General features: G+C 72.8%; 19 protein-coding genes and 1 riboswitch. Of the genes, 12 read left to right on the top strand and 7 right to left on the bottom strand.

The genetic code is table 11. The features are described 5' to 3' along the window. Positions 1-139 precede the first annotated feature (139 nt). Together IH80_RS0136350 and IH80_RS0136345 are read left to right on the top strand one after the other, a co-directional pair. On the top strand, positions 140-511 hold the full coding sequence (locus tag IH80_RS0136350) for a VOC family protein (RefSeq protein ID WP_030966110.1): 372 nt from the start codon (positions 140-142) through the stop codon (positions 509-511). 6 nt (positions 512-517) lie between these two features. Next, on the top strand, positions 518-910 hold the full coding sequence (locus tag IH80_RS0136345; protein WP_030966109.1) for a hypothetical protein: 393 nt from the start codon (positions 518-520) through the stop codon (positions 908-910). 91 nt (positions 911-1001) lie between these two features. On the opposite strand, the gene IH80_RS0136335 is transcribed toward IH80_RS0136345, so the two are convergent. After that, the gene (locus IH80_RS0136335; protein WP_030966107.1) at positions 1002-1235 is read right to left on the bottom strand and encodes a ferredoxin; all 234 of its coding nucleotides are present in this window, start codon (positions 1233-1235) and stop codon (positions 1002-1004) included. Further along, the gene (locus tag IH80_RS0136330; protein WP_030966106.1) at positions 1235-2698 is read right to left on the bottom strand and encodes an aldehyde dehydrogenase; all 1464 of its coding nucleotides are present in this window, start codon (positions 2696-2698) and stop codon (positions 1235-1237) included. Before IH80_RS0136330 ends, IH80_RS0136335 begins: the two co-directional genes overlap by 1 nt. Positions 2699-2879: 181 nt before the next feature. Between IH80_RS0136330 and IH80_RS0136325 the strand changes: the two genes are divergently transcribed. The 7 genes from IH80_RS0136325 (at position 2880) to IH80_RS0136295 (ending at position 10981) form a co-directional block, all read left to right on the top strand. Then, positions 2880-3908: an MBL fold metallo-hydrolase gene (locus IH80_RS0136325; RefSeq protein ID WP_030966105.1), complete on the top strand. Its 1029-nt coding sequence runs from the start codon at positions 2880-2882 to the stop codon at positions 3906-3908. Between the two features lie 228 nt (positions 3909-4136). Further along, positions 4137-4216: riboswitch (cobalamin riboswitch) on the top strand. Between the two features lie 126 nt (positions 4217-4342). Next, positions 4343-5617 carry a prenyltransferase/squalene oxidase repeat-containing protein gene (locus IH80_RS0136320; RefSeq protein WP_030966104.1) on the top strand — a complete coding sequence of 425 codons (1275 nt, stop codon included), beginning with the start codon at positions 4343-4345 and terminating at the stop codon, positions 5615-5617. Continuing rightward, complete coding sequence (locus IH80_RS0136315; protein WP_030966103.1) at positions 5617-6273, top strand: SCO2322 family protein; 657 nt, start codon at positions 5617-5619, stop codon at positions 6271-6273. The genes IH80_RS0136320 and IH80_RS0136315 overlap by 1 nt, the downstream gene beginning before the upstream one ends. Before the next feature lie 74 nt (positions 6274-6347). Continuing rightward, complete coding sequence (locus tag IH80_RS0136310; protein ID WP_386390300.1) at positions 6348-7544, top strand: energy-coupling factor transporter transmembrane component T; 1197 nt, start codon at positions 6348-6350, stop codon at positions 7542-7544. Continuing rightward, on the top strand, positions 7541-9343 hold the full coding sequence (locus IH80_RS0136305; RefSeq protein ID WP_030966101.1) for an ABC transporter ATP-binding protein: 1803 nt from the start codon (positions 7541-7543) through the stop codon (positions 9341-9343). The genes IH80_RS0136310 and IH80_RS0136305 overlap by 4 nt, the downstream gene beginning before the upstream one ends. Beyond that, the gene (locus IH80_RS0136300; RefSeq protein ID WP_078906927.1) at positions 9340-10287 is read left to right on the top strand and encodes an ECF transporter S component; all 948 of its coding nucleotides are present in this window, start codon (positions 9340-9342) and stop codon (positions 10285-10287) included. Before IH80_RS0136305 ends, IH80_RS0136300 begins: the two co-directional genes overlap by 4 nt. Positions 10288-10525: 238 nt before the next feature. Beyond that, the gene (locus IH80_RS0136295; protein ID WP_051810310.1) at positions 10526-10981 is read left to right on the top strand and encodes a transglycosylase SLT domain-containing protein; all 456 of its coding nucleotides are present in this window, start codon (positions 10526-10528) and stop codon (positions 10979-10981) included. Between the two features lie 133 nt (positions 10982-11114). On the opposite strand, the gene IH80_RS0136290 is transcribed toward IH80_RS0136295, so the two are convergent. Next, positions 11115-12284: a steroid 3-ketoacyl-CoA thiolase gene (locus IH80_RS0136290; protein ID WP_030966097.1), complete on the bottom strand. Its 1170-nt coding sequence runs from the start codon at positions 12282-12284 to the stop codon at positions 11115-11117. Positions 12285-12525: 241 nt separating this feature from the next. Here IH80_RS0136290 and IH80_RS0136285 point away from each other — a divergent pair, with 241 nt between their 5' ends. Beyond that, on the top strand, positions 12526-13770 hold the full coding sequence (locus IH80_RS0136285; protein ID WP_030966096.1) for a cytochrome P450: 1245 nt from the start codon (positions 12526-12528) through the stop codon (positions 13768-13770). A 272-nt stretch (positions 13771-14042) separates the two neighbouring features. Here IH80_RS0136285 and IH80_RS0136280 read toward each other — a convergent pair whose 3' ends face one another. Together IH80_RS0136280 and IH80_RS0136275 are read right to left on the bottom strand one after the other, a co-directional pair. Next, complete coding sequence (locus IH80_RS0136280; protein WP_051810309.1) at positions 14043-14327, bottom strand: PaaI family thioesterase; 285 nt, start codon at positions 14325-14327, stop codon at positions 14043-14045. A gap of 193 nt (positions 14328-14520) precedes the next feature. Beyond that, positions 14521-16560 (bottom strand): bifunctional glycosyltransferase 87/phosphatase PAP2 family protein, encoded by a 2040-nt coding sequence (locus tag IH80_RS0136275; protein WP_051810308.1) that lies wholly within the window; start codon positions 16558-16560, stop codon positions 14521-14523. A gap of 651 nt (positions 16561-17211) precedes the next feature. Between IH80_RS0136275 and IH80_RS0136270 the strand changes: the two genes are divergently transcribed. Continuing rightward, positions 17212-17559: an antibiotic biosynthesis monooxygenase family protein gene (locus IH80_RS0136270; RefSeq protein WP_030966092.1), complete on the top strand. Its 348-nt coding sequence runs from the start codon at positions 17212-17214 to the stop codon at positions 17557-17559. 173 nt (positions 17560-17732) lie between these two features. Here IH80_RS0136270 and IH80_RS0136265 read toward each other — a convergent pair whose 3' ends face one another. After that, positions 17733-18128 (bottom strand): nuclear transport factor 2 family protein, encoded by a 396-nt coding sequence (locus tag IH80_RS0136265; protein WP_030966091.1) that lies wholly within the window; start codon positions 18126-18128, stop codon positions 17733-17735. A 107-nt stretch (positions 18129-18235) separates the two neighbouring features. Here IH80_RS0136265 and IH80_RS0136260 point away from each other — a divergent pair, with 107 nt between their 5' ends. Continuing rightward, positions 18236-18775, top strand: coding sequence for a GNAT family N-acetyltransferase (locus tag IH80_RS0136260; protein ID WP_078906926.1), 540 nt, complete (start codon positions 18236-18238; stop codon positions 18773-18775). 22 nt (positions 18776-18797) lie between these two features. Here the strand turns inward: IH80_RS0136260 and IH80_RS0136255 are convergent, their stop codons facing one another. Next, entirely contained in the window at positions 18798-20867 is a 2070-nt protein-coding gene (locus IH80_RS0136255) for an MDR family MFS transporter (protein WP_030966088.1), read from the bottom strand. Between the last annotated feature and the right edge of the window lie 539 nt (positions 20868-21406).

The following is a 21406-nucleotide window of genomic DNA, read 5'->3' as shown; positions in this document are numbered from 1 at the left end:
AAGCAGAAGACGGCATACGAGATTGCCTCTTGTCTCGTGGGCTCGGAGATGTGTATAAGAGACAGCCCCAACCCCCGCAACCCCCGCACGTGTCTAACTCGTTGGACAACGGGCGGGCGTCCGGTCGATAGTCCCGCCCATGGCTTCTCTCATACGACACATCACCGTTGACTGTTCCGACGCCTACCGGCTGGGGCAGTTCTGGGCCGCCGTTCTGGACGGCTCGCTCGCCGACGACGACTTCCCCGGGGATCCCGAGGCGCTGGTCACGGCGCCGGGATCGACGCTGCTCTTCGTAACGGTTCCCGACGCCAAGAGCGTCAAGAACCGTGTGCACGTGGACCTCCAGCCGCAGGACCGCACCCGCGACGAGGAGGTGGAGCGCATCCTCGCCCTGGGCGCCACCGTCGCCGGCGATCACCGTCGGCCCGACGGCACCGGGTGGGTGACCCTCGCGGATCCCGAGGGCAACGAGTTCTGCGTCGAGCGGAGCGCCGCCGAGCGGAAGTGAGGCCCCGTGCACGTCTTCGTGAACCGGGTCGACCAGGAAGGACGACGCGTCGTCTTCCGCTGCAAGGCCGGGCACGGGTACGCGGTCGCCCGGTGGATGGGTGACGCGCTTCCCCCGCAGGGCACCGACGCCTTCGTCGAGCTCACCGTCCCCGCCCCGCTCACCGAGTGGGTTCCCGCGTCACCGACGGCCGCGCAGGACTTGGCGATCGGTCCGGCCGGGGTGGTCGTGACCGGTGAGGTGCTGGGGGTCGGCGGGCCCGGGGACCCCGTGGTGGAACTCAGGGTCGGCACGGGCGTGGTGCTGGTGGAAGTCGTCTGCGACGGGGCCGGGCTGGAGCCTGGCCGGCGCATCTCGTTCGTGTCACCGCTGATCGAGGCGCACCCGTACGAGCTCTGACGGCGGCCGCGGTCGGGGCCTCGACCGCGGTCGGGGCTGAGGCCGCGGTCGGGGCGGGAGCCCGAGGGCGCCCGCCCCGCGGCGGCCGGCGCTAGTCCTCCGGGGGGAAGACCGGTTCGCCGGTGGCGGCCAGGGTGATCATGATGGCTTCCACCGGGCAGCCCTCCGCCGCCGTGAGGACCGGTTCGTTCGCGTCCGACTGCGGGCTGCGGGGGTGGGACTGGCGCGCCGAGTCCAGGACGAAGCCGTCCGGGGCGTGGTTCACGCACATGCCCGAGCCGATGCACACCGCCCGGTCCACCTCGACCTGCCAGCGGTCGCCCATCAGGCACCCGCCTCGTAGCCCGCGGGCAGGTGGATCATCTTGTGCTCCAGGTACTCGCTCAGGCCCTCCGGGCCGAACTCCCGCCCCAGCCCGCTGTTCTTGTAGCCGCCGAACGGCCCCAGCATGTCCAGGCTGAAGGTGTTCACGTTGAAGGTGCCGGTGCGGATCCGGCGGGCGAAGTCGATGCCGTGCTCGACGTCGCCGGTCCAGACGCTGCCGCTGAGCCCGAAGTCGGAGTCGTTGGCGACCCGGACGGCCTCCTCCTCGTCCCCGTACGGGATCAGGCAGACGACAGGGCCGAAGATCTCCTCGCGGGCGATCCGCATGGTGTTGTCGACGTCGCCGAAGAGGGTGGGCTCCACGTACCAGCCACGGTCGAGGCCGGCCGGGCGGCCGCCGCCCGCGAGGACCTTGGCGCCCTCCTCCTGGCCGATCCGGATGTAGTCGAAGGAGCGCTGCTGCTGGCGCTGCGCGACGAGCGGGCCGAGCTGCGTCGCCGGGTCGAGCGGGTCGCCGACGACCAGTGCGCCGGCCGCCGCCGCGAGGGCCTCGGCCACCTCCTCGTAGCGGCTGCGGGGGGCGAGGATCCGGGTCTGCGCCACGCAGGCCTGGCCGTTGTTCATCCAGGCGGCGGGCACGATCCCGGCGACGGCGCTCTCCACGTCGGCGTCGGGGAGGACGACGGCGGCGGACTTCCCGCCGAGTTCGAGGGTGACCCGGGTGAGGTTGCGCGCGGCGACCTCCATCACGCGCTTGCCTGCGGCGACCGAGCCGGTGAAGGCGACCTTGTCGATGCCGGGGTGGCCGACGAGGTACTCGCTGACTTCGCGGTCGGCGGGCAGGATCGACAGCACGCCCTCGGGCACTCCGGCCTCGCGCGCGATGTCGGCGAGGATGTAGGAGTCGAGCGGCGCCTCCGGGGAGGGCTTGAGGATCACGGTGGAGCCGGACAGCAGTGCGGGGGCGAGCTTGGCGGCCGCGACGAACTGCGGGACGTTCCACGGGATGACGGCGGCGACGACGCCCACGGGCTCGCGGCGCACCAGGATCGGGCCGAGCACGCCCTGGCGGTGCTCCTCGTACGGGTAGGCGCGCGCGACGGTGATCGCGGCGTCGTAGACCATCATCGGGCCGAGGGCCTGGGCCAGGACGCTCCATGCGTACGGGGAGCCGTTCTGGGAGCTGATCGAGCGGGCTATCTCCTCGTGGCGGACGGCGATGGCGTCCTTGATGCGGGAGACGACCGCGATGCGCTCCTCCAGCGTCATCCGCGGCCAGGGTCCTTCGTCGAAGGCCTTGCGCGCGACGGCGACGGCGCGGTCGACGTCCGCCTCGGAGGCGTGCGGGACGGAGCCGATGACCTGCTCGGTGTGGGGGGAGACGATGCGGATCGTGTCGGTGCCCAGCGGATCCGTCCACTCACCGCCGATGAACAGCTTTCCGTGTTGCACGAGCTCCGTCATGGCTGAGGCCTCCTGCGGCTTGGCGTTCCCGAACTGATACCAGTTCTAGTTCTAGGAGTCCACGGCCAGGACGGAAGAGCGGAGAAGATCCAACGACTAGTCAGAAGGCCGCGAAAATGGTCGACTTGGGCTACTACTGGAACGCGTTCTCGTCGGAGGACGGTCGACAGGCGGAGGGCTCATGCCGCAGGACACGTCACAGGTCACCGATCACGGCGGAGGCGTGTGGGGGATCAAGGTGCCCATCCCCGACAACCCCCTCGGACACACCCTCGTCCACGTCCTCGACACCGGCCGCGGCCCGGTCCTCGTCGACACCGGCTGGGACGACCCCGAGTCCTGGGACACCCTCGTCGCCGGCCTCGCCGCACTCGGCATCGCGATCGCCGACGTCCACGGCGTGGTCATCACCCACCACCACCCCGACCACCACGGGCTGTCCGGCCGGGTCCGCGAGGCGTCCGGCGCGTGGATCGCCATGCACGCCGCCGACACCGAGGTCGTCGTCCGCACCCGCTCCTCCGAGCCGGGCGTGTGGTTCGACTACATGAGCGCGAAGCTCGCCGCCGCCGGAGCCCCCGAGGAGCACATCGCCCCGCTGCGCGCCGCCCGCGCGAGCGGCCGCATGCGGACCCTGCCCGGGCTGCGGGCCGCCGTCCCCGACCGGGAGATCGTCCCCGCCGAACTGCTGCCCCTCGCCGGGCGCCGGCTGCGGGCGATCTGGACACCCGGCCACACCCCCGGCCACGTCTGCCTGCACCTGGAGGAACGGCATCCGGCGAACCTCCCCGGCAACGGCCGCCTCTTCTCCGGCGACCACCTGCTGCCCGGGATCTCCCCGCACATCGGCCTGTACGAGGCTCCCGAGGACACCCGCGTCACCGACCCCCTCGGCGACTACCTCGACTCCCTCGAACGCATCGGCCACCTCTCCCCCGCCGAGGTGCTCCCCGCCCACCAGCACGCCTTCACCGACGCACCCGCCCGCGTACGGGAACTGCTCGACCACCACGAGGAGCGCCTGTCGGGACTGTGGGAGCTGCTGGCCGAGCCGCTGACCCCGTGGGGGCTCGCGGAGCGGATGGAGTGGAACCGGCCCTGGGAGCAGATCCCGTACGGCTCCCGCAACATCGCCGTCTCGGAGGCGGAGGCGCATCTGCGGCGGCTGGTGAAGCAGGGCCGCGCCGAGGCGGTCCCCGGCCCGCTGTGAAGCGGCCCTCCGCCACCCGACCCGGTCACCCACCGGCCGCTGTGAAGCGGCCCTCCGCCACCCGACCCGGTCACCCACCGGCCGCTGCGAGGCGGTCCCCGGCGGCGTCGCGGTGACCCACCGGGTGCTGTGAGGGTCGGTCCGGGGTCCGGCCATGATCCACCGCACACCCCCCGGGCCCGGAGCTACGGGCCGGTAGAGTGAGGCGGTCGTCCACACCCCGTACGGGGGGAAGCCGGTGCGATTCCGGCGCTGACCCGCAACCGTGACCCGCCCCGGCACCAGCCCGGCGGGGAGCCGGAATGCCCCGTACCGGAGTGCGCGGCTCGTGCCGCCGGTCCCCCCGGCGGCCGGCACCGTCGAGGAAAACGGAGCCGGAGCCCGGTGCCCGTGCGTGCCTGCCCCGGTTCCCCAGCAGGAGAGGCACCCTCCCCATGACCGTCCGCCGCAGCGCCGCCGCGCTCGCCGCCTCCGCCGTGCTCTGCGTGGGTGTCGCCCCCGCAGCCCTCGCCGACACCGCGCCGCCCTCCCCCTCCGCTCCCCCGGTCATCCCCTCCGGGCTCCACGGCAAGAAGGACCCCACCTACGACGGCGTGTGGCGGCAGTCCTTCGCGCTGCTCGCCCAGGACACCGTGGGCGTCAAGCCCGCCGCGCAAGCCGTGGACTGGCTGGTGGGCCAGCAGTGCGCGAACGGTTCCTTCCCCGCCTTCCGCGCGGACACCTCCAAGGACTGCGACGCGACGGCGTACATCGACTCGAACGCGACGGCCGCGGCCGTGCAGGCGCTGAGCGCGATCGGCGGCCACGACGACAGCGTCAAGAAGGCGATCGGCTGGCTGAAGTCCGTACAGAACGAGGACGGCGGCTGGAGCTCCAACCCCGGCGGCGCCATGGACAGCGGCACCGACGCCAACTCGACCGCCATCGTGATCAGCGCCCTGGCCGCGGCCGGCGAGAAGCCCACGGAGACGAAGTCCAAGGCGGGCAAGTCCCCGTACGAGGCGCTCCTCTCCTTCCAGCTGGGCTGCACCGCCGAGCCGGCCGCCGACCGGGGCGCCTTCGCGTTCCAGCCGGCCGGCGGCAAGCTGGTCGCCAACGCCGACGCCACGGCCGCGGCGGCCCTCGCCGGCCTCGGCACGGGCACGGCCGTCGTCCCGTCCCTCACGGACACCCCCGCCACCGCGCTGACCTGCCCGGCGGCTGCCGCCGCGGACCCGGCCGCCGGTGCCGCGGCCGCCGCCCAGGGTGCGGCGGGCTACCTGGCCGAGGCCCTCAAGAAGGACGGCCACCTCACCGCCCTCACCCCGGGTGCGGACCAGCCGACCGCCGACACCGGCAACACCGCCGACGCGGTGATCGCGCTGGCCGCGGCCGGGCACAAGCAGTCGGCTGCGGGCGCGCTGGAGTGGCTGAAGGCCAACTCCGCCGAGTGGGCCAAGGACTCCCCGGCGGCCCTGGGCACCCTGGTCCTCGCCGCGCACGCCACCGGCACCGACCCGAAGTCCTTCGGCGGCACCGACCTCGTGGCCGCGCTGAACGCGACGGGCCCGGCCCCGCAGGGCGCGGACACCGGCGCGACCGAGGTGGACAGCGAGAAGAAGGAGCCCTCCGGCGGCCAGAACCTCTGGTGGATCATCGGTGCGGGCGCCGCGGCCGGTATGGGCATCGGCATCCTGCTGAGCGGCCGCCGGAAGAAGAACCAGCTCTGATGCGCCGCCGCCTGCCCGTCGCGGCCCTCGCCCTCGGCATCGTCCTGACCCTGCTGGCCGCCGCTCCGGCGCTGGCGGCCGGCTACCGCTACTGGTCGTTCTGGGACGGTGCGGACGGCGGCCAGTGGTCGTACGCCACGCAAGGGCCGTCGCAGGCCCGCCCCGCGGACGGCTCCGTGCAGGGCTTCCGCTTCGCGGTGAGCAAGGACGCGGCGGCCGAGGCCGCGAAGCCGCGGGCCGCGGCCGACTTCGAGGCCGTGTGCGGGGCCACCGCCCCGGTGGAGGGCCGCAAGCGGGTGGCCCTCGTCATCGACTTCGGTGTGCAGGCGGACGCCCCGACGGGTGAGGTGGTGCCGCAGGAGGCCCCGCGCACGGCCTGCGCGCAGCTGGCGCCGGAGGCCACGACGGCCGAGGCACTGGCGGCGGTCGCGAAGCCGCTGCGCTACAACAGCGCCGCGCTGCTGTGCGCGATCTCGGGCTACCCGCAGCACGGTTGCGGGGAGCAGATGGCGGAGACCGGCTCGGCGCAGGCGTCCGCCGAGCCGTCCGGGTCCGCGCCGGGCGGCGTCCCGTCCGCAGGGCTGCTGGTGGGCATCGCCGCGGTGGCCGTCCTTGCCGCCGCGGGCGTCTGGCAGTCCCGCCGCCGGGGCCGATGACGCACCCCGCGCCGCGCCCCGCCGGAGCATCCGTCGGGGTTCCCACCGGGCTCGGCGGAACTGCGGAGGCAGCTGTGGGCGGCGCGCCCGCCGGAGCCGCACCCGGCGGCGTGCCCCCGGCCCGCCGGAGCGCGCCGGCGACGGTGGACGCCCCGCGCCGGTCGTCGTACGAGAGGTTCAGGGCGCCGCAGGACGGCCGGGCCACCGCCCTGCACGCGGGGGCCTGGTGGCTGTGGGCCCTCGGTCTGGCCACTGCCGCGTCCCGCACGACCAATCCGCTCGTGCTCGGGCTGATCGTCGGCGTCGCCGGTTTCGTGGTGGCGGCGCGGCGCACGGACGCGCCCTGGGCCCGTTCCTACGGGGCGTTCCTCAAGCTCGGCCTGTTCGTCATCGGCCTGCGCCTGCTCTTCTCGATGCTCCTGGGCTCGCCCATCCCCGGCACGCACGTGCTGTTCGTCCTGCCGGAGGTCCCGCTGCCCGCGTGGGCGCAGGGCATCCGGTTCGGCGGGAGGGTCACCGCCGAGCAGCTCGTCTTCGCGTTCTACGACGGCGCGAAGCTGGCCGCGCTCCTGGTCTGCGTGGGCGCCGCGAACGCCCTCGCCAATCCGGCGCGGCTGCTGAAGTCCCTGCCGGCCGCCCTGTACGAGGCCGGGGTCGCGGTCGTCGTCGCCATGACCTTCGCGCCGAACATGGTTGCGGACGTCGTACGCCTGCGCACGGCCCGCCGGCTGCGCGGGCGCCCCACCGGCGGCATCAAGGCCGTCCTCCAGATCGGCCTGCCGGTGCTGGAGGGCGCGCTGGAACGCTCGGTCGCGGTCGCCGCGTCGATGGACGCCCGCGGCTACGGCCGTACGGCGCAGGTCCCGCCGGCCGTCCGGCACACCACCACCGTCCTCACCCTCGGCGGCCTGCTCGGCATGTGCGCGGGGACGTACGGTCTGCTGGCCGCGCAGGGCGCCGCGTACGGGCTGCCCGTGCTCGGCATCGGCGTGGTCCTGGCCCTGGCCGGGCTGCGGCTCGGCGGCCGCCGGTCGGTGCGCACCCGCTACCGGCCCGACCGGTGGGGGGTGCGCGCGTGGCTGGTCGCCGGTTCCGGGGCGGCCGTCGCCGGCTTGCTCATCCACGCCGGCGGTGTCGATCCGGCCGGTATGCAGCCGGGGGTGGTCCCGCTGGTGGCCCCCTCGCTGCCGCTGTGGCCGGCGGCCTCGGTCCTGATCGGCCTGCTGCCCGCCTTCGTGGCACCCGTACCGCCGAAGGAGGCGTCGCAGTGATCCGCTTCGAGAAGGTGTCGGTCACCTACGACGGGGCGGCCGGCCCGTCGGTGCAGGGCGTCGACCTGGTGGTCCCGGAGGGTGAGCTGACGCTGCTGGTCGGTCCGTCCGGGGTCGGCAAGTCCACTCTGCTGGGGACGGTCTCCGGTCTGGTCCCGCACTTCACGGGCGGCACCCTGCGCGGCCGGGTCACGGTCGCGGGCCGTGACACGCGTACGCACCGGCCGCGGGAGCTCGCGGACGTGGTTGGCACGGTCGGGCAGGATCCCCTGGCGCACTTCGTGACGGACGTGGTGGAGGACGAGCTGGCCTACGGGATGGAGTCGCTGGGCCTGCCGCCCGCGGTGATGCGCCGCCGGGTGGAGGAGACCCTCGACCTGCTGGGCCTGAACGAGCTGCGCGACCGGCCGATCACGACCCTGTCCGGCGGCCAGCAGCAGCGGGTCGCGATCGGCTCGGTGCTGACCACGCACCCGAAGGTGCTGGTGCTCGACGAGCCGACGTCCGCGCTGGACCCGGCGGCGGCAGAGGAGGTCCTGGCGGTCCTCCAGCGTCTGGTCCACGACCTGGGCACGACTGTGCTGATGGCGGAGCACCGGCTGGAGCGGGTGGTGCAGTACGCCGACCGCGTCCTGCTGCTGCCCGCCCGCGGCGCGGCGCCGGTGCTGGGCTCCCCGGCGGAGGTGATGGCCGTCTCCCCGGTGCACCCGCCGGTGGTCGCCCTGGGCCGCCTGGCGGGCTGGTCCCCGCTCCCCCTGTCGGTCCGCGACGCCCGCCGTCGGGCCGCACCGCTCCGCACCCGCCTCTCTCCTCCGGCGGTCCCCGCTCTTGCGGCCCCGCCGGTACCTGAGGCGCGGGACTCGGGGCGGCGCCCGGGTGTTTCAGCCCCGTCGGCGTCCGAGGCGCGGGGGTCCGGGGGCGGCGCCCCCGGCAGTGGCGCCGCCCCCGGACTGCTCGCCCGCCTGCTGCGCCGCGGCAGGCCGCAACCCGCAGAGCCCGCCGAGTCCGCCGAGTCCGCCGAGTCCGGCGCAGGCGAGACGGCTCGGGCGCGCAACCTCGGCGTGCGCCGCGACTCCCGCCAGGTCCTGCACGGCATCGACCTCGCGGTGGCGCCCGGCGAGACCATCGCCCTGATGGGCCGCAACGGCGCCGGCAAGTCCACCCTGCTCTCCACCCTCGTCGGTACGCTCGCCCCCACCACCGGCGAGGTGACCGTCGGCGGCCGGACCCCGCACCGTACGCCGCCGCCCGAGATGGTGCGCCGCGTCGGTCTCGTCCCGCAGGAGCCGCGGGACCTGCTGTACGCCGACACGGTCGCCGCCGAGTGCGCCGCCGCCGACTCCGATGCCGGGGCACCGCCCGGTACCTGCCGGGACCTGGTGTCGGAGCTGCTGCCGGGCGTTCCCGACGACACGCATCCGCGTGATCTCTCCGAGGGACAGCGTCTGGCCCTGGCGCTGGCGCTGGTCCTCACGGGCCGGCCCGCCCTGCTGCTGCTCGACGAGCCCACGCGCGGTCTGGACTACGCCGCCAAGGCCCGCCTGATCGAGGTCCTGCGCGCTCTGGCCGCCGACGGGCACGCCGTCGTCCTGGCCACGCACGACGTGGAGCTCGCCGCCGAGCTGGCCGACCGCGTGGTGATCCTGGCGGGCGGTGAGGTGGTCGCGGACGGTCCCACGGCGGGGGTCGTGGTGTCCTCGCCGGCGTTCGCACCGCAGGTGGCGAAGGTGCTGGCGCCGGGGCACTGGCTCACCGTGGGCCAGGTCGCGCAGGCCCTGGACGCGGCGGCCGCCGGATGAGCCGCCTCGCGAACCGCCCGCACCGCCCGAAAACCGCGAACCGCCGCCCGAGCTCCGCGAGCCGTGCGGACCGCCCGGTCCGGATCGGGCCCCGGGCCGCCGCCGTCCTGGTGCTGGTCACCCTCATCGGCATCGCGGCCTTCGGCTGGCCGCTCCTGGCCGACCGGCAGTCGGGGCTGCTCGCGCACTCCCAGGACGCCCCGTGGCTCTTCGCGGCGCTGCTGCCGCTCCTCGTCGGTGTGGTCGTGGCGACGATCGCCGACGACGGCATGGACGCGAAGGCGGTGGCGATGCTGGGTGTGCTCGCCGCCGTAGGGGCGGCGCTGAGACCGCTGGGCGCGGGCACGGCCGGCCTGGAGCCGATGTTCTTCCTGATGGTGCTGGCCGGCCGGGTGCTCGGCCCGGGCTTCGGGTTCGTCCTGGGCTCGGTGACGATGTTCGCCTCCGCCCTGCTGACGGGTGGGGTCGGGCCCTGGATGCCGTTCCAGATGCTGACGATGGGCTGGTTCGCACTGGGGGCGGGGCTGCTGCCGGGCCCGGAGCGGATCCGCGGCCGGGCGGAGCTGCTGATGCTGGCCGCGTACGGCTTCGTGGGCGCCTTCGCGTACGGCGCGGTCATGAACCTGCAGGGCTGGACGATCATTCCGGGCCAGGGGCAGGCCATCTCCTTCCAGGCGGGGGAGCCGTTGGCCACGAACCTGGCGCGGTTCGTCGCGTACTGCCTGGCGACCTCGCTGGGCTGGGACCTGGGCAGGGCGACACTGACCGTCGTGCTGACGCTCGTGCTCGGCGGCACACTGCTGAGGGCGTTGCGGCGGGCGACGCGAAAGGCCGCCTTCGACGCGCCCGTCACCTTCGATCCGGGGGCGGAGACGGCCGTGGACCTGCCGTTGGCGGGTGCACGTCCGGCCACCGAGGGTGAGTTCGGGGGCTCTCGCCGGTGAGGCGGCCCACAGGACGCAGGTCACATACGAGGGCGGGTAGTAGGCGGCACAGTGCCCGTTGAGCCCATGTTTGTCCGGTTCGGGCGGGACCAGTGGTCCCCCGGTGTGCGGGGTGGGCTAGTAGGCGGGCCCTTTGCCAGAGCGTCGGGGCGTCGGTAGAACTGGATGAGTCGCAAGGCGGCCGGGGTGCTCGACCCCCCGCCGACGAACCCCTCTCCCTCGCGTGAGTGGCTCACGCATGACTTCGGCATGCGTGCGACCGCCCTTGTCCCCTTCGGAAGGTTCATCCGTGTCCAACCCCGTCATCCGCCGCATCGCCGCTTCCAAGAAGACCCTCGTCGGTTCCGTCCTCGCCCTGGGCGTCGCCGGTTCCATGCTGGCCGCGGTCCCCGCGCAGGCCGCTCCGACGGGTGCGAAGGCGATCGCCCGGCAGATGATCAAGGACCCGGCACAGTTCGCGGCCTTCGACAAGATCGTCTCGCACGAGAGCGGCTGGAACCACACCGCCACCAACGCCTCCTCCGGCGCGTACGGCCTGGTCCAGGCCCTGCCGGCCTCGAAGATGGCCTCTGCGGGCGCCGACTGGAAGACCAACCCGGCCACCCAGATCAAGTGGGGCCTGGACTACATGAACTCGCGCTACGGCAGCCCGGTCGAGGCCTGGAACTTCTGGCAGGCCAACCACTGGTACTGAGCCGTCCCCAGCGGCAGCAGACGTTCGAAGGCCCCGGTGGCCGGCCTCCCCAGGTCCGGCCACCGGGGCCTTCTGCATCCCATCCCACGGGATCGCGTGCGTCCTGCGCGCGGGGGTGTGCGCGCGGACGCGGTCAGAGGCGCTGGATGATCGTCCCCGTCGCCAGTGCGCCGCCGGCGCACATGGTGATCAGGGCGAACTCCTTGTCGCGGCGTTCCAGCTCGTGCAGTGCGGTGGTGATCAGGCGGGCGCCGGTGGCGCCGACGGGGTGGCCGAGGGCGATGCCACCGCCGTTGACGTTGACCTTCTCCAGGTCCTGGTCGAAGACCTTGGCCCAGCTGAGGACGACGGAGGCGAAGGCCTCGTTGATCTCGACGAGGTCGATGTCCTTGAGGGACATCCCGGCCTTGCCGAGCACGGCCCGCGTCGCGTCGATCGGCCCGTCCAGGTGGTAGTGGGGGTCGGCGCCGACGAGCGTCTGGGCGACGATCCGGGCGCGCGGCTTGAGCTTGAGGGCGCGGGCCATCTTGCGCGAGGCCCACATCACGGCGGCGGCGCCGTCGGATATCTGCGAGGAGTTCCCGGCGGTGTGCACGGCGGTGGGCATGACGGGCTTGAGCCGGGCCAGGGCTTCCATGCTGGTGTCGCGCAGACCCTCGTCCCGGTCGACCAGGCGCCACATGCCCTGTCCGGCGGCCTGCTCCTCCTCCGTGGTGGGCACCTGGACGGCGAAGGTCTCGCGCTTGAACCGCTCCTCGGCCCAGGCGGCGCCCGCCCGCTCCTGGGAGAGCAGTCCGAGGCGGTCGACGTCCTCGCGGGTCAGGCCCCGGTTGCGGGCGATGCGTTCGGCGGCCTCGAACTGGTTGGGGAGGTCGCCGTTCCACTCGTCCGGGAAGGGCTTGCCCGGGCCGTGCTTGGAGCCCGATCCCAGCGGCACCCGGCTCATGGCCTCGACGCCGCAGGCGATGCCGATGTCCATGACCCCGCCGGAGATCATGTTGGCGACCATGTGGTTGGCCTGCTGCGAGCTGCCGCACTGACAGTCCACGGTCGTCGCGGCGGTCTCGTACGGGAGTCCCATGGCGAGCCAGGCGGTGCGGGCGGGGTTCATGGACTGCTCGCCGGCGTGGGTGACGGTGCCGCCGACGATCTGCTCGACGCAGTCCGGCTGGATCGCGGTGCGGGCGAGGAGCTCGCGGTAGGTCTCACCGAGCAGGTAGGCGGGATGGAGGTTGGCGAGCGCGCCTCCGCGCTTGCCGATCGGGGTGCGTACGGCTTCGACGATGACGGGTTCCGCGGCCATGAGCTCGTCCTCTCCTGCACAGCGCCAGCGCGGCGGGCCGTCCCGGCGCCCCGCCCTGAACTAGTACGCGTTCTAGTTCTATCCGCAGTCTTATGACCTGGGCCCCGGCACGCAAGGGTCTTGCACGCGGCCTGCACGGATTCCACACGCAACAGTTGGCGCGCCGACCCTTGTCACTTCTAGAACTCGTTACTACCTTCGAGCCAACTTCTGATGGTCCGTCAGACTTTGGAGTTGCCCGATGTCCTGCCCCGCGCTCCCCGACGGCTTCGACGCCACCGACCCCGACCTGCTCCAGAGCCGGGTCCCCTACCCGGAGTTCGCACGGCTGCGGCAGACCGCCCCCGTGTGGTGGTGCCCGCAGCGTCGGGGGGTCACCGGTTTCGACGACGAGGGCTACTGGGCCGTGACCCGGCACGCGGACGTCAAGTACGTCTCCACGCACCCCGAGCTGTTCTCCTCGACCACCAACACCGCGATCATCCGCTTCAACGAGCACATCCAGCGTGATGCGATCGATGCCCAGCGTCTGATCATGCTGAACATGGATCCGCCGGAACATTCCCGCGTACGCCAGATCGTGCAGCGCGGTTTCACCCCGCGCGCCATCCGCGGCCTGGAGGAGGCACTGCGCGACCGGGCCCGGAGGATCGTCGAGGAGGCCTCGGCCGCGGCGGCCGACGGGAGCTTCGACTTCGTCACGCAGGTGGCGTGCGAGCTTCCGCTGCAGGCCATCGCCGAGCTGATCGGCGTACCGCAGAAGGACCGCTCCAAGATCTTCGACTGGTCGAACAAGATGATCGCCTACGACGACCCGGAGTACGCCATCACGGCCGAGGTCGGCTCCAACGCCGCCATGGAGCTCATCGGTTACGCGATGAACCTCTCCGCGCAGCGCAAGGAGTGTCCGGCCCAGGACATCGTCACCCAGCTGGTGGCCGCCGAGGGGCAGGGCAACCTCGGCTCCGACGAGTTCGGCTTCTTCGTGCTGCTGCTGGCGGTGGCAGGCAACGAGACCACCCGCAACGCCATCAGCCACGGCATGCACGCCTTCCTGACCCACCCCGGGCAGTGGGAGCTCTACAAGGCGACCCGGCCGTCCACCGCCGCGGAGGAGATCGTCCGCTGGGCCACCCCGGTGGTGTCCTTCCAGCGCACCGCCACCCGGGACACCGAGCTGGGCGGCCAGAAGATCAAGGCGGGAGACCGGGTGGGGATGTTCTACTCCTCCGCCAACCACGACCCCGAGGTGTTCGAGAACCCGGACGTCTTCGACATCACCCGCGACCCGAACCCGCACCTGGGCTTCGGCGGCGGCGGTCCGCACTTCTGCCTCGGCAAGTCCCTCGCCGTGATGGAGATCGACCTGATCTTCAACGCCCTGGCCGACGCCCTGCCCGACCTGCGGCTGGCCGGCGAGGGACCGCGCCGGCTGCGTGCGGCCTGGCTCAACGGCATCAAGGAACTCCGGGTCAGCCACGGCTGACCCGTGACCCAGGACGGCAGGGGCCGCTCCTCCCACGCCCCGGTCCCTGCCGTCCGCTGGCCGCGGGACGCCTCCGGCCCCCGCCGTTCGAGTGGCGGTCCGGCCCGGACGGGGTGATCCTGACTCACAGCGGCGATCCAGCCGAAGGGGCGCCGGGGCGATGTGCGCCCCGGCGCCCCTTCGGCCTGCGCCGGACGCCCGGCTGCGGCCGGCACGGCCCGGTCGGCCCATGCGTCAGCCCCTGCAGCAGCGCCTGCATCAGCGTGCCTGCATCAGCCCGTGCGCAGGATCGCGCAGGTCGTCGTCCCGTGGGCGTACAGCTTGCCGTCGCGCGTGCCCGTGATGCGGGCTTCGGCGGTGGCGGTGGTCCGGCCCACGTGCAGGGCGGCGCCCTCGCAGCGCAGGGTGGGGGTGTCCGCCAGGACCGGCCGGACCATGTGCACACCGAGCTGCACGGTGGTGTAACCGGTGCCCGCCGGGATCAGGGTCATCACGGCCGAGCCGAGCGCCGCGTCACCCAGGGTGGCCGCGGGCGAACCGTCCCGGCACCCTCGCACCGCCTTCGCCGCTCAATGCTGGAGCGCCTCCGTCGTCCAATCCATCTTCCAGGGAGATGGTGCGCGGGCCCCAAACGGATGATGCCGAGGGAGACGGAGGACGGCGGCATCACGTCCGCAGATGGGCGAGCTGACCGGCTAGTGCTGTGGCCGGAAAGGTTTGCCGACCCGGTGAACCTTTCCGGTCACAGCACTAGGGGCGTGCGCCCGCGACGGGTTCGGCGGCGGCCGTCCCGGGTACCGGGGCCGCCGCGCTGTCCGTGCCGTCCGCGTCCTGCTGCTCGGGGCGGCTCGTGTGCAGGCCGCGCGGCCCGGACAGGACGTGGACGAGTCCGAAGCCGGCGGTCACCACGACCGCTCCGCCGACCGCGTCCAGCACCCAGTGGTTGGCGGTTGCGACGATCGCGCACACCGTGATCAGGGGGTGCAGGGCGCCCAGCAGCTTCTGCCAGCCCTTCGGCGCCAGCACCACGATCACGATCCCGCACCAGAGCGACCAGCCGAAGTGCAGCGAGGGCATCGCCGCGTACTGGTTGGAGATCGCGGTCATGGCCCCGTACGACGGGTTGGCCAGGTCCTGCGGGCCGTGGACGGTGTCGACGAAGCCGAGGCCCGGCATCAGGCGCGGCGGCGCGAGCGGGTAGAGCCAGAAGCCGACGAGGGCGAGGACCGTGGCCAGGCCCAGGGAGGCGCGGGCCCAGCGGTAGTCGCCGGGGCGCCGCCAGTACAGGACCGCCAGGATCGCCAGCGGGACCACGAAGTGGAAGGAGGTGTAGTAGAAGTCGAAGAAGGCCTCCAGCCAGGGTGTGTCCACCACGGCGCGGTTCACGGCGTGTTCGATGTCGATGCCCAGGACCCGCTCGATCCCGAGGATCTGGCTGCCGTTGCCCTCGGCGAGGGAGCGGCTGGTGGGGGCGGCCGCCCTGATGTGGGAGTAGAGCGAGTAGCCGACCCGTATCAGCAGGAGTTCCAGCAGCAGGTTCGGGCGGGACAGCACGCGCCGCCAGAACGGCAGCAGCGGCACGCGCGACCAGCGGGCCGCCGCGGGCCGCCCGTAGCCGGTGGGTACGGGATCGCGCCAGTACGGGGACGAGCGCGGCAGGAACGGCACCGCGCAGGCCGCCGCCACCGCGATGAGCAGCAGCACGTTGTCGCGTACGGGGGCCAGCGCGGACAGGTTCGGCAGCAGCACCGCACTGGGCAGGGTCATCGCGAGGACCACCGCGACCGGCCACACGCGCCGGTCGGCGGCGCGCCTGCCCACCTTGCCGGCGACGGCGAGCAGCACCCACAGCAGCTGGTGGCGCCAGCCGGTCGGCGACACGGCGACGGCGGCACAGCCGGTGACGGCGACGGCGAGCAGCAGTTGGCCGTCGCGGGCGTAGCGGACGGCGCGGCGCAGGCCGAACCAGACGACGGCGCCCGCGAGGGCGGCGTAGAGGAGGATCTCGACCGGTCCGGTCAGGCCGAGGCGCAGCAGTGCGCCGTGCACGGACTGGTTGGCGAGGCCGTCGGGGGCGCCGCCGAGGCCGGTGCCGGCCAGGTGCCGGACCCAGTAGGTCCAGGAGTCGCGGGGCAGGGCCGCCCACGACAGGGCGGTGGCCGCGGCGAAGGTCACGGCGGCGGTCCGGGCGGCGGGGCGGCGTCCGGTCAGCCACAGGAGCGGGGCGAAGAGCAGCAGCGCCGGCTGGAGCGCGGCGGCGAGGCCGACGAGGAAGCCGGCGGGCCGGTCGCCGGGCACGCGGAAGACGGCCAGGAGCAGCAGCAGGACGGGGACGACGGCCGTCCGGCCGGGTGAGGCGGCCTCACGGACGGGCAGCGAGACCATCATCAGGGCGGTGAGGACGGGCGCGGCGAGCAGCGCGGTGCGCCGCGGCACCGGGTCGGGGAGGCCGCGGGCGGCGACGAGACCGATGCCGGCGACGAACAGCAGCGTCACACAGGTCCAGGCGACCTCCAGCGAGGGGGCGGCGAGGCCGACGAACGGTTTGAGGACCAGCCCGGCGAACGGGGTTCCGGCGAACTGTCCGACGTCGTAGACGGATCCGCCCGCGCCGGGGAGGTGGAAGCCGCCCAGCCACTCGCCCGGTGGAACGCGCAGCACCGCGACGGCCTGTCTGACGGCGAGGGCTCCGGCCAGCGCCCACAGGAGGAGACGCGCCGCGCCGAGCCTGCTGCCGCCTATGACCCCGGCATGTCCGTCCGCTGTGCTGTGCTCTGCCGCGTTCGCCACGCCCCGCCGGCCTCCCGCCCTGTTGACCGCAACCCCGACTTCGCCTGGCTGCCGCGCTCCATTACGCGCACGACGATATCCCCCGCAGGATCTCCAGGAAGGCTCCATGAGCATCGTGAAGATCAATATCGGTGTCGAGGCATTCGCACAGGGGCTCACCTGGGAGGATCCGTCCCGGCGCGCCGAGCACAGAAGCCCCAGGTCAGCCGTTGGGCCTCTCTTTCAGGGGCACCGGACCAAGACGGGCCGACGCATGGCCGGGCGCCGTCGCAGTAACCGTTCGAGGCGGTCTGCTCCACACCCCCCGTCCCGGTGACCACGGTGCGGTCAATGGTCCTGGGCGAGGGGGCGGGGCCTTCCGGGGAAGGGGCCTCGGAGGGAAGGAGTGAGGTCCCGTGCCGCCCGGGCGGACCCCAGGTGGGGACGGGACTCCCGCACACGGTCGAGCGCGGCACGCACGGCGGCAGAGCGGCGCGACGCCTCAGCCGGGCCCCCTCATCGTCACGGAGGATGACGCGCATTGATTCCGCTGCGCCACGGGTGCGGCCCGGGAACGTCCTCACGACGCTTTGACTGACGGATGTAGGAGACTGCACGCACGTGATCAAGGCCAGGTGCAGCGCCCGGCCTGCGTTTCCTGAGAGGTGTCATGTGCCCAGCATCGTCAAAATCAACGCACTGACGGTCCCCACCGAGCAGCGGGAGGTCCTGGAACGGCGCTTCGCATCGCGTGCCGGGGCGGTGGAGAGCTCCGACGGGTTCGAGTGGTTCGAGCTGCTGCGCCCCGTGGAGGGCACCGACCAGTACCTCGTCTACACGCGGTGGCGTTCGGAGGAGGACTTCCAGGCGTGGATGGAGGGGCCGATGAAGGCCGCTCACCAGGGCGGTGGCGGCGAGGGTGGTGAGGGCGGCGGTGCGGAGCGGCCGAAGCCTGCGGCCTCGGCGTCGACGGTCTGGTCGTTCGAGGTCGTGCAGCAGGCGGCGCCGAAGAAGGCCTGACGCCGCGCCTTCCTGCGGCCGCTGCGCGCAGCGGCCGGACCCCGGGCGGGTGTCCCGGGGTCCGGACGGTCGGTGCCTCGCTCGTCGGTGCCTCGGTCGCGGTCAGGGTCGGGGCGGGCCGGGTCCGGGCGGGCCGGGTCCGGGCGGGCCGGGGCAGGTCGGGGCGGGTCGGGTCAGCTCCAGAAGGTGTCTTCCTCGTCGATGTCCGCCGTGCACTGGTCGATGTCGGTGATCTTGTGGCCGACGATCGTGAAGAAGAGTCCTTGGCGGATCTCGATACCGCGGTCACCGCGGTCACCACGCGCCGTGTGGAAGCTCATCACGTGTCCCCGGCCGTCCGCGAGCACGGACTCCAGGTGGACCTGGAAGGTGCCCTTCGTCTCCTCGCCGAGGCGGCGGTAGAAGTCGAGGACGTGTTCCCGGCCCTTGTGGTGCCCGGACATGGGGTTGTCGCCGGGCACGTGGTGGATGACGTCGGCGGTCATGAGCGCGCCCAGCGCCTCCATGTCGCCCTTGCCGAAGGCCTCGTAGCCGCGGCGGATCAGGGCACAGTCCGGATGCTCTGCCATGGCGTTTCACACCCTCCCGGTACGCGGAATGTTCGTTTTTCCTATCATCCGCCCGCCATTGTGGATATTCCACGCGGCAGATCGCGCGCCAACTCCACAATGACGCCATGACCACTCACAGCGAACACACTCACAGCGAACACCTCACGCCGACGCCGTCCGCTCGCGCTGCGTGGACCGTGTCCCCGGAACCGTTCACGACGGGCGACGCGACCCGGCTGCGCCGTGCCTATTACGCCGAGGTCGCCGGCCGGTACTGGAAACGGGACGTCACCGAGGCCGAGATCGACCAGGGGCTGCTGGACTTCCCGGACGACGGCCTGGAGCCGCCGACGGGCCAGTTCGTCGTCGGCCGCCTGGAGGGCGAGCCGCTCGCGTGCGGCGGGGTCCGGATGCTCGACGCGAAGACCGCCGAGCTCACCAGGGTGTACGTGGACGGGCGCGCCCGCGGCACCGGCGGCGGGGCGGCCCTGCTCCGGGTCCTGGAGGCGGAAAGCCGTGCGCTGGGCGCGGATCGGGTCCGGCTGGACACCCGGTCGGACCTCGTGGAGGCCCGCGCGTTGTATGCGCGCAACGGCTATCACGAGATACCCGCGTACAACTGCGGCCCGTATGCGGAGCACTGGTTCGAGAAGCTCCTGGTCTGACCCCGCGGGGGCTGCCGCAGGCCTAGGGTGCGGCATGGTCGCGCCGGGGCTCGGCGTCGTGGGGCTCCTCGGCGTCGGATCCGCACAGCTCCGTGTTGATCTCCTCGACCAGCTTGACCAGGTCCGTGGGGCGGTCGGGGCCCCACCAGTCGCCGAGGAGTTCGGCGAGGGACTCCTGCCGGGCCGCGCTGAGCTTCGCGGCGGCTTCGCTTCCCTGCGCGGTGAGGACCAGCGGCAGCCCGTCGCGGACGGCGAGTCCGCGCTCCTCGATCTGGCGGGCTGCGTCCGTGATGACGGTCAGTGGCACGTTGACGCGCTCGGCGAGGAGCGCCGGTTCCGCCGAGCCGTATTTGTTGATCCGCAGCAGCAGCCAGCTGGAGGCGGGCAGCAGGTCGTAGCCGGCCTTCGCGGTGATCTTCTCGTAGACGTGGCGGCGGCCTTCGCGGCTGCCGAGGACGGACAGCGCGCGGGCGACCTCGTCGCGGGAGGAGCGCTCGACGGGGTTGGAGGCCAGGGTCTCGGTGACGTCCGGTGCGGTGACGGAGGCACGGAGCTTGTCCTCCTTCAGGAAGCAGGCGAGCACGAAGGCGATCAGGACGACGGGGACGGCGTAGAGGAAAACGTCGGTGATGGCGGTGGCGTAGGCGTCGAGCACCCGGGGCCGGAGGTCTGCGGGGAGCACGCCGATGGCCCGGGGGTCCGCCTCGAGCTGGGGGATGCCGGCGTCGGCGGGCAGGGCGACGCCGGCCAGGGAGGCGGACAGTTTGTCGTCGAGCTGGTTGGTGAAGACCGTGCCGAAGATCGCGACGCCGAAGGAGGCGCCGATGGAGCGGAAGAAGGTGGCACCCGAGGTGGCGACGCCGAGGTCGGCGTAGCTGACGGCGTTCTGCACGACGAGGACGAGGACCTGCATGACCAGACCGAGTCCGGCACCGAAGACGAAGAAGTAGACGCTCATCTCCCAGGTGGAGCTGGTGCGGTGCAGCTGGTGGAGGAGGAGCAGGCCGATGGCGGTGACGGCGGTGCCGGCGAGCGGGAAGACCTTCCAGCGGCCGGTCCGGCTGACGATCTGCCCGGAGACGGTGGAGGAGATCAGCATGCCGATGACCATCGGCAGCATGTGGACGCCGGACATGGTGGGGGAGACGCCCTGGACGATCTGGAGGAAGGTCGGCAGGTAGACCATCGCGCCGAACATCGCGAAGCCGACGACGAAGCTGATCGCCGAGCAGAGGGTGAAGGTGCGGATGCGGAAGAGCGTCAGCGGCAGGACCGGCTCGGCGGCCTTGCGCTCGACGACGAGGAAGGCGGCGAGCAGAAGGACGCCGAGGACGGCGACGCCGATGATCCGGGCCGAGCCCCAGCCCCAGGTGGCGCCGAGGGAGGCGACGAGGACGAGGCAGGTGGCGACGCAGGCGATGAGGAAGGTGCCGAGGTAGTCGATGGTGTGCTTCGAGGAGCGCACCGGGATGTGGAGGGCGGCGGCGATGACGACGAGGGCGACGAGACCGATGGGGAGGTTGATGTAGAAGACCCAGCGCCAGGAGAGGTTGTCGACGAAGAGGCCGCCGAGGAGGGGGCCCAGCACGCTGGTCGCGCCGAAGACACCGCCGAAGAGGCCTTGGTACCGGCCGCGTTCACGGGGCGGGACGATGTCGCCGACGATCGCCATCGACAGCACGATCAGTCCGCCGCCGCCCAGGCCCTGCAGGGCGCGGAACCCGATGAGCTGGGGCATGTCCTGGGCCAGTCCGCACAGTGCCGACCCGATCAGGAAAAGGACGATGGCGTACTGGAACAGCTTCTTGCGGCCGTACTGGTCGCCGAGCTTGCCCCACAGCGGGGTGGCGGCGGTGGCGGCGAGCATGTAGGCGGTGACGACCCAGGAGAGGTGGGCCATGCCGCCGAGGTCGCTGACGATCGTCGGCAGCGCGGTGGAGACGATGGTCTGGTCGAGTGCCGCGATCAGCAGGCCCAGGAGCAGTGCGCCGATCGGGACGAGCACCTCGCGGGAGCTGTGCTCACCTGCGGGGGCGCGCTTCTGTGAGCCGGGGACGGGGTCCACGGCACCTTTGGTCGCATCCTGAGCCATCGATTCCTCCTCCGGCCGGATCAACATTTCCATCCTGAGCGGTGTGTCCGGTTATGGCCTCTCGGGCGGTTGGGAGGGCTGCGACGGGTCTGCATAATCGCAGGCAATGGCCAGGGGAGGGAGTCCCAGTGAACGGTGAGCACTGTCTGAATTGCGACGCTGCCGGCGCCGCCTGCGGGTGCGCGCCGGGTGTGGGTTTCAACCCTCTGCGCATCCGTCCGTACGTGACGTTGTCCGATCCGGGCGAGGTTCCCGCGGAAGTCGCGTCGCCGTCGCCGCAGCCCGTGGCCGGCGTGGTCGCCCCGCCGCCCGCGGCTGCCGCGGGGCCGCGCGCGGCGGCGGAGGACGACACTCCGGCGTACGGGATACCCGTGGCGCCCGCGGCCGGGCCGTGGCAGGACGGCCCCCCGTGGCAGTCGGGTCCTCCGGCGCCCGCGCCGGACCCGACGGAGACGGTCCAGCTCCGTGCGGTCCCGGCAGCCGGCCCCGCATCGGGCGGAGGAGGGGGTGGGGGGGTTGGTGGCCCGCCGTGGCCTGCC

The sequence above is a fragment of the Streptomyces sp. NRRL S-378 genome (genome assembly GCF_000720645.1).
GTDB lineage: Bacteria > Actinomycetota > Actinomycetes > Streptomycetales > Streptomycetaceae > Streptomyces.
This window is presented reverse-complemented; position numbering and strand designations above follow the sequence as displayed.

Excerpts from the sequence above, each read along its gene's own strand:
- IH80_RS0136255 (WP_030966088.1), bottom strand. The coding sequence starts at position 20,867 with ATGGCTCAGGATGCGACCAAAGGTGCCGTGGACCCCGTCCCCGGCTCA.
- IH80_RS0136315 (WP_030966103.1), top strand. The coding sequence starts at position 5,617 with ATGCGCCGCCGCCTGCCCGTCGCGGCCCTCGCCCTCGGCATCGTCCTG.
- IH80_RS0136325 (WP_030966105.1), top strand. The coding sequence starts at position 2,880 with ATGCCGCAGGACACGTCACAGGTCACCGATCACGGCGGAGGCGTGTGG.
- IH80_RS0136295 (WP_051810310.1), top strand. The coding sequence starts at position 10,526 with ATGACTTCGGCATGCGTGCGACCGCCCTTGTCCCCTTCGGAAGGTTCA.
- IH80_RS0136300 (WP_078906927.1), top strand. The coding sequence starts at position 9,340 with ATGAGCCGCCTCGCGAACCGCCCGCACCGCCCGAAAACCGCGAACCGC.
- IH80_RS0136335 (WP_030966107.1), bottom strand. The coding sequence starts at position 1,235 with ATGGGCGACCGCTGGCAGGTCGAGGTGGACCGGGCGGTGTGCATCGGC.
- IH80_RS0136330 (WP_030966106.1), bottom strand. The coding sequence starts at position 2,698 with ATGACGGAGCTCGTGCAACACGGAAAGCTGTTCATCGGCGGTGAGTGG.
- IH80_RS0136285 (WP_030966096.1), top strand. The coding sequence starts at position 12,526 with ATGTCCTGCCCCGCGCTCCCCGACGGCTTCGACGCCACCGACCCCGAC.
- IH80_RS0136265 (WP_030966091.1), bottom strand. The coding sequence starts at position 18,128 with ATGGCAGAGCATCCGGACTGTGCCCTGATCCGCCGCGGCTACGAGGCC.
- IH80_RS0136320 (WP_030966104.1), top strand. The coding sequence starts at position 4,343 with ATGACCGTCCGCCGCAGCGCCGCCGCGCTCGCCGCCTCCGCCGTGCTC.
- IH80_RS0136290 (WP_030966097.1), bottom strand. The coding sequence starts at position 12,284 with ATGGCCGCGGAACCCGTCATCGTCGAAGCCGTACGCACCCCGATCGGC.
- IH80_RS0136260 (WP_078906926.1), top strand. The coding sequence starts at position 18,236 with ATGACCACTCACAGCGAACACACTCACAGCGAACACCTCACGCCGACG.
- IH80_RS0136350 (WP_030966110.1), top strand. The coding sequence starts at position 140 with ATGGCTTCTCTCATACGACACATCACCGTTGACTGTTCCGACGCCTAC.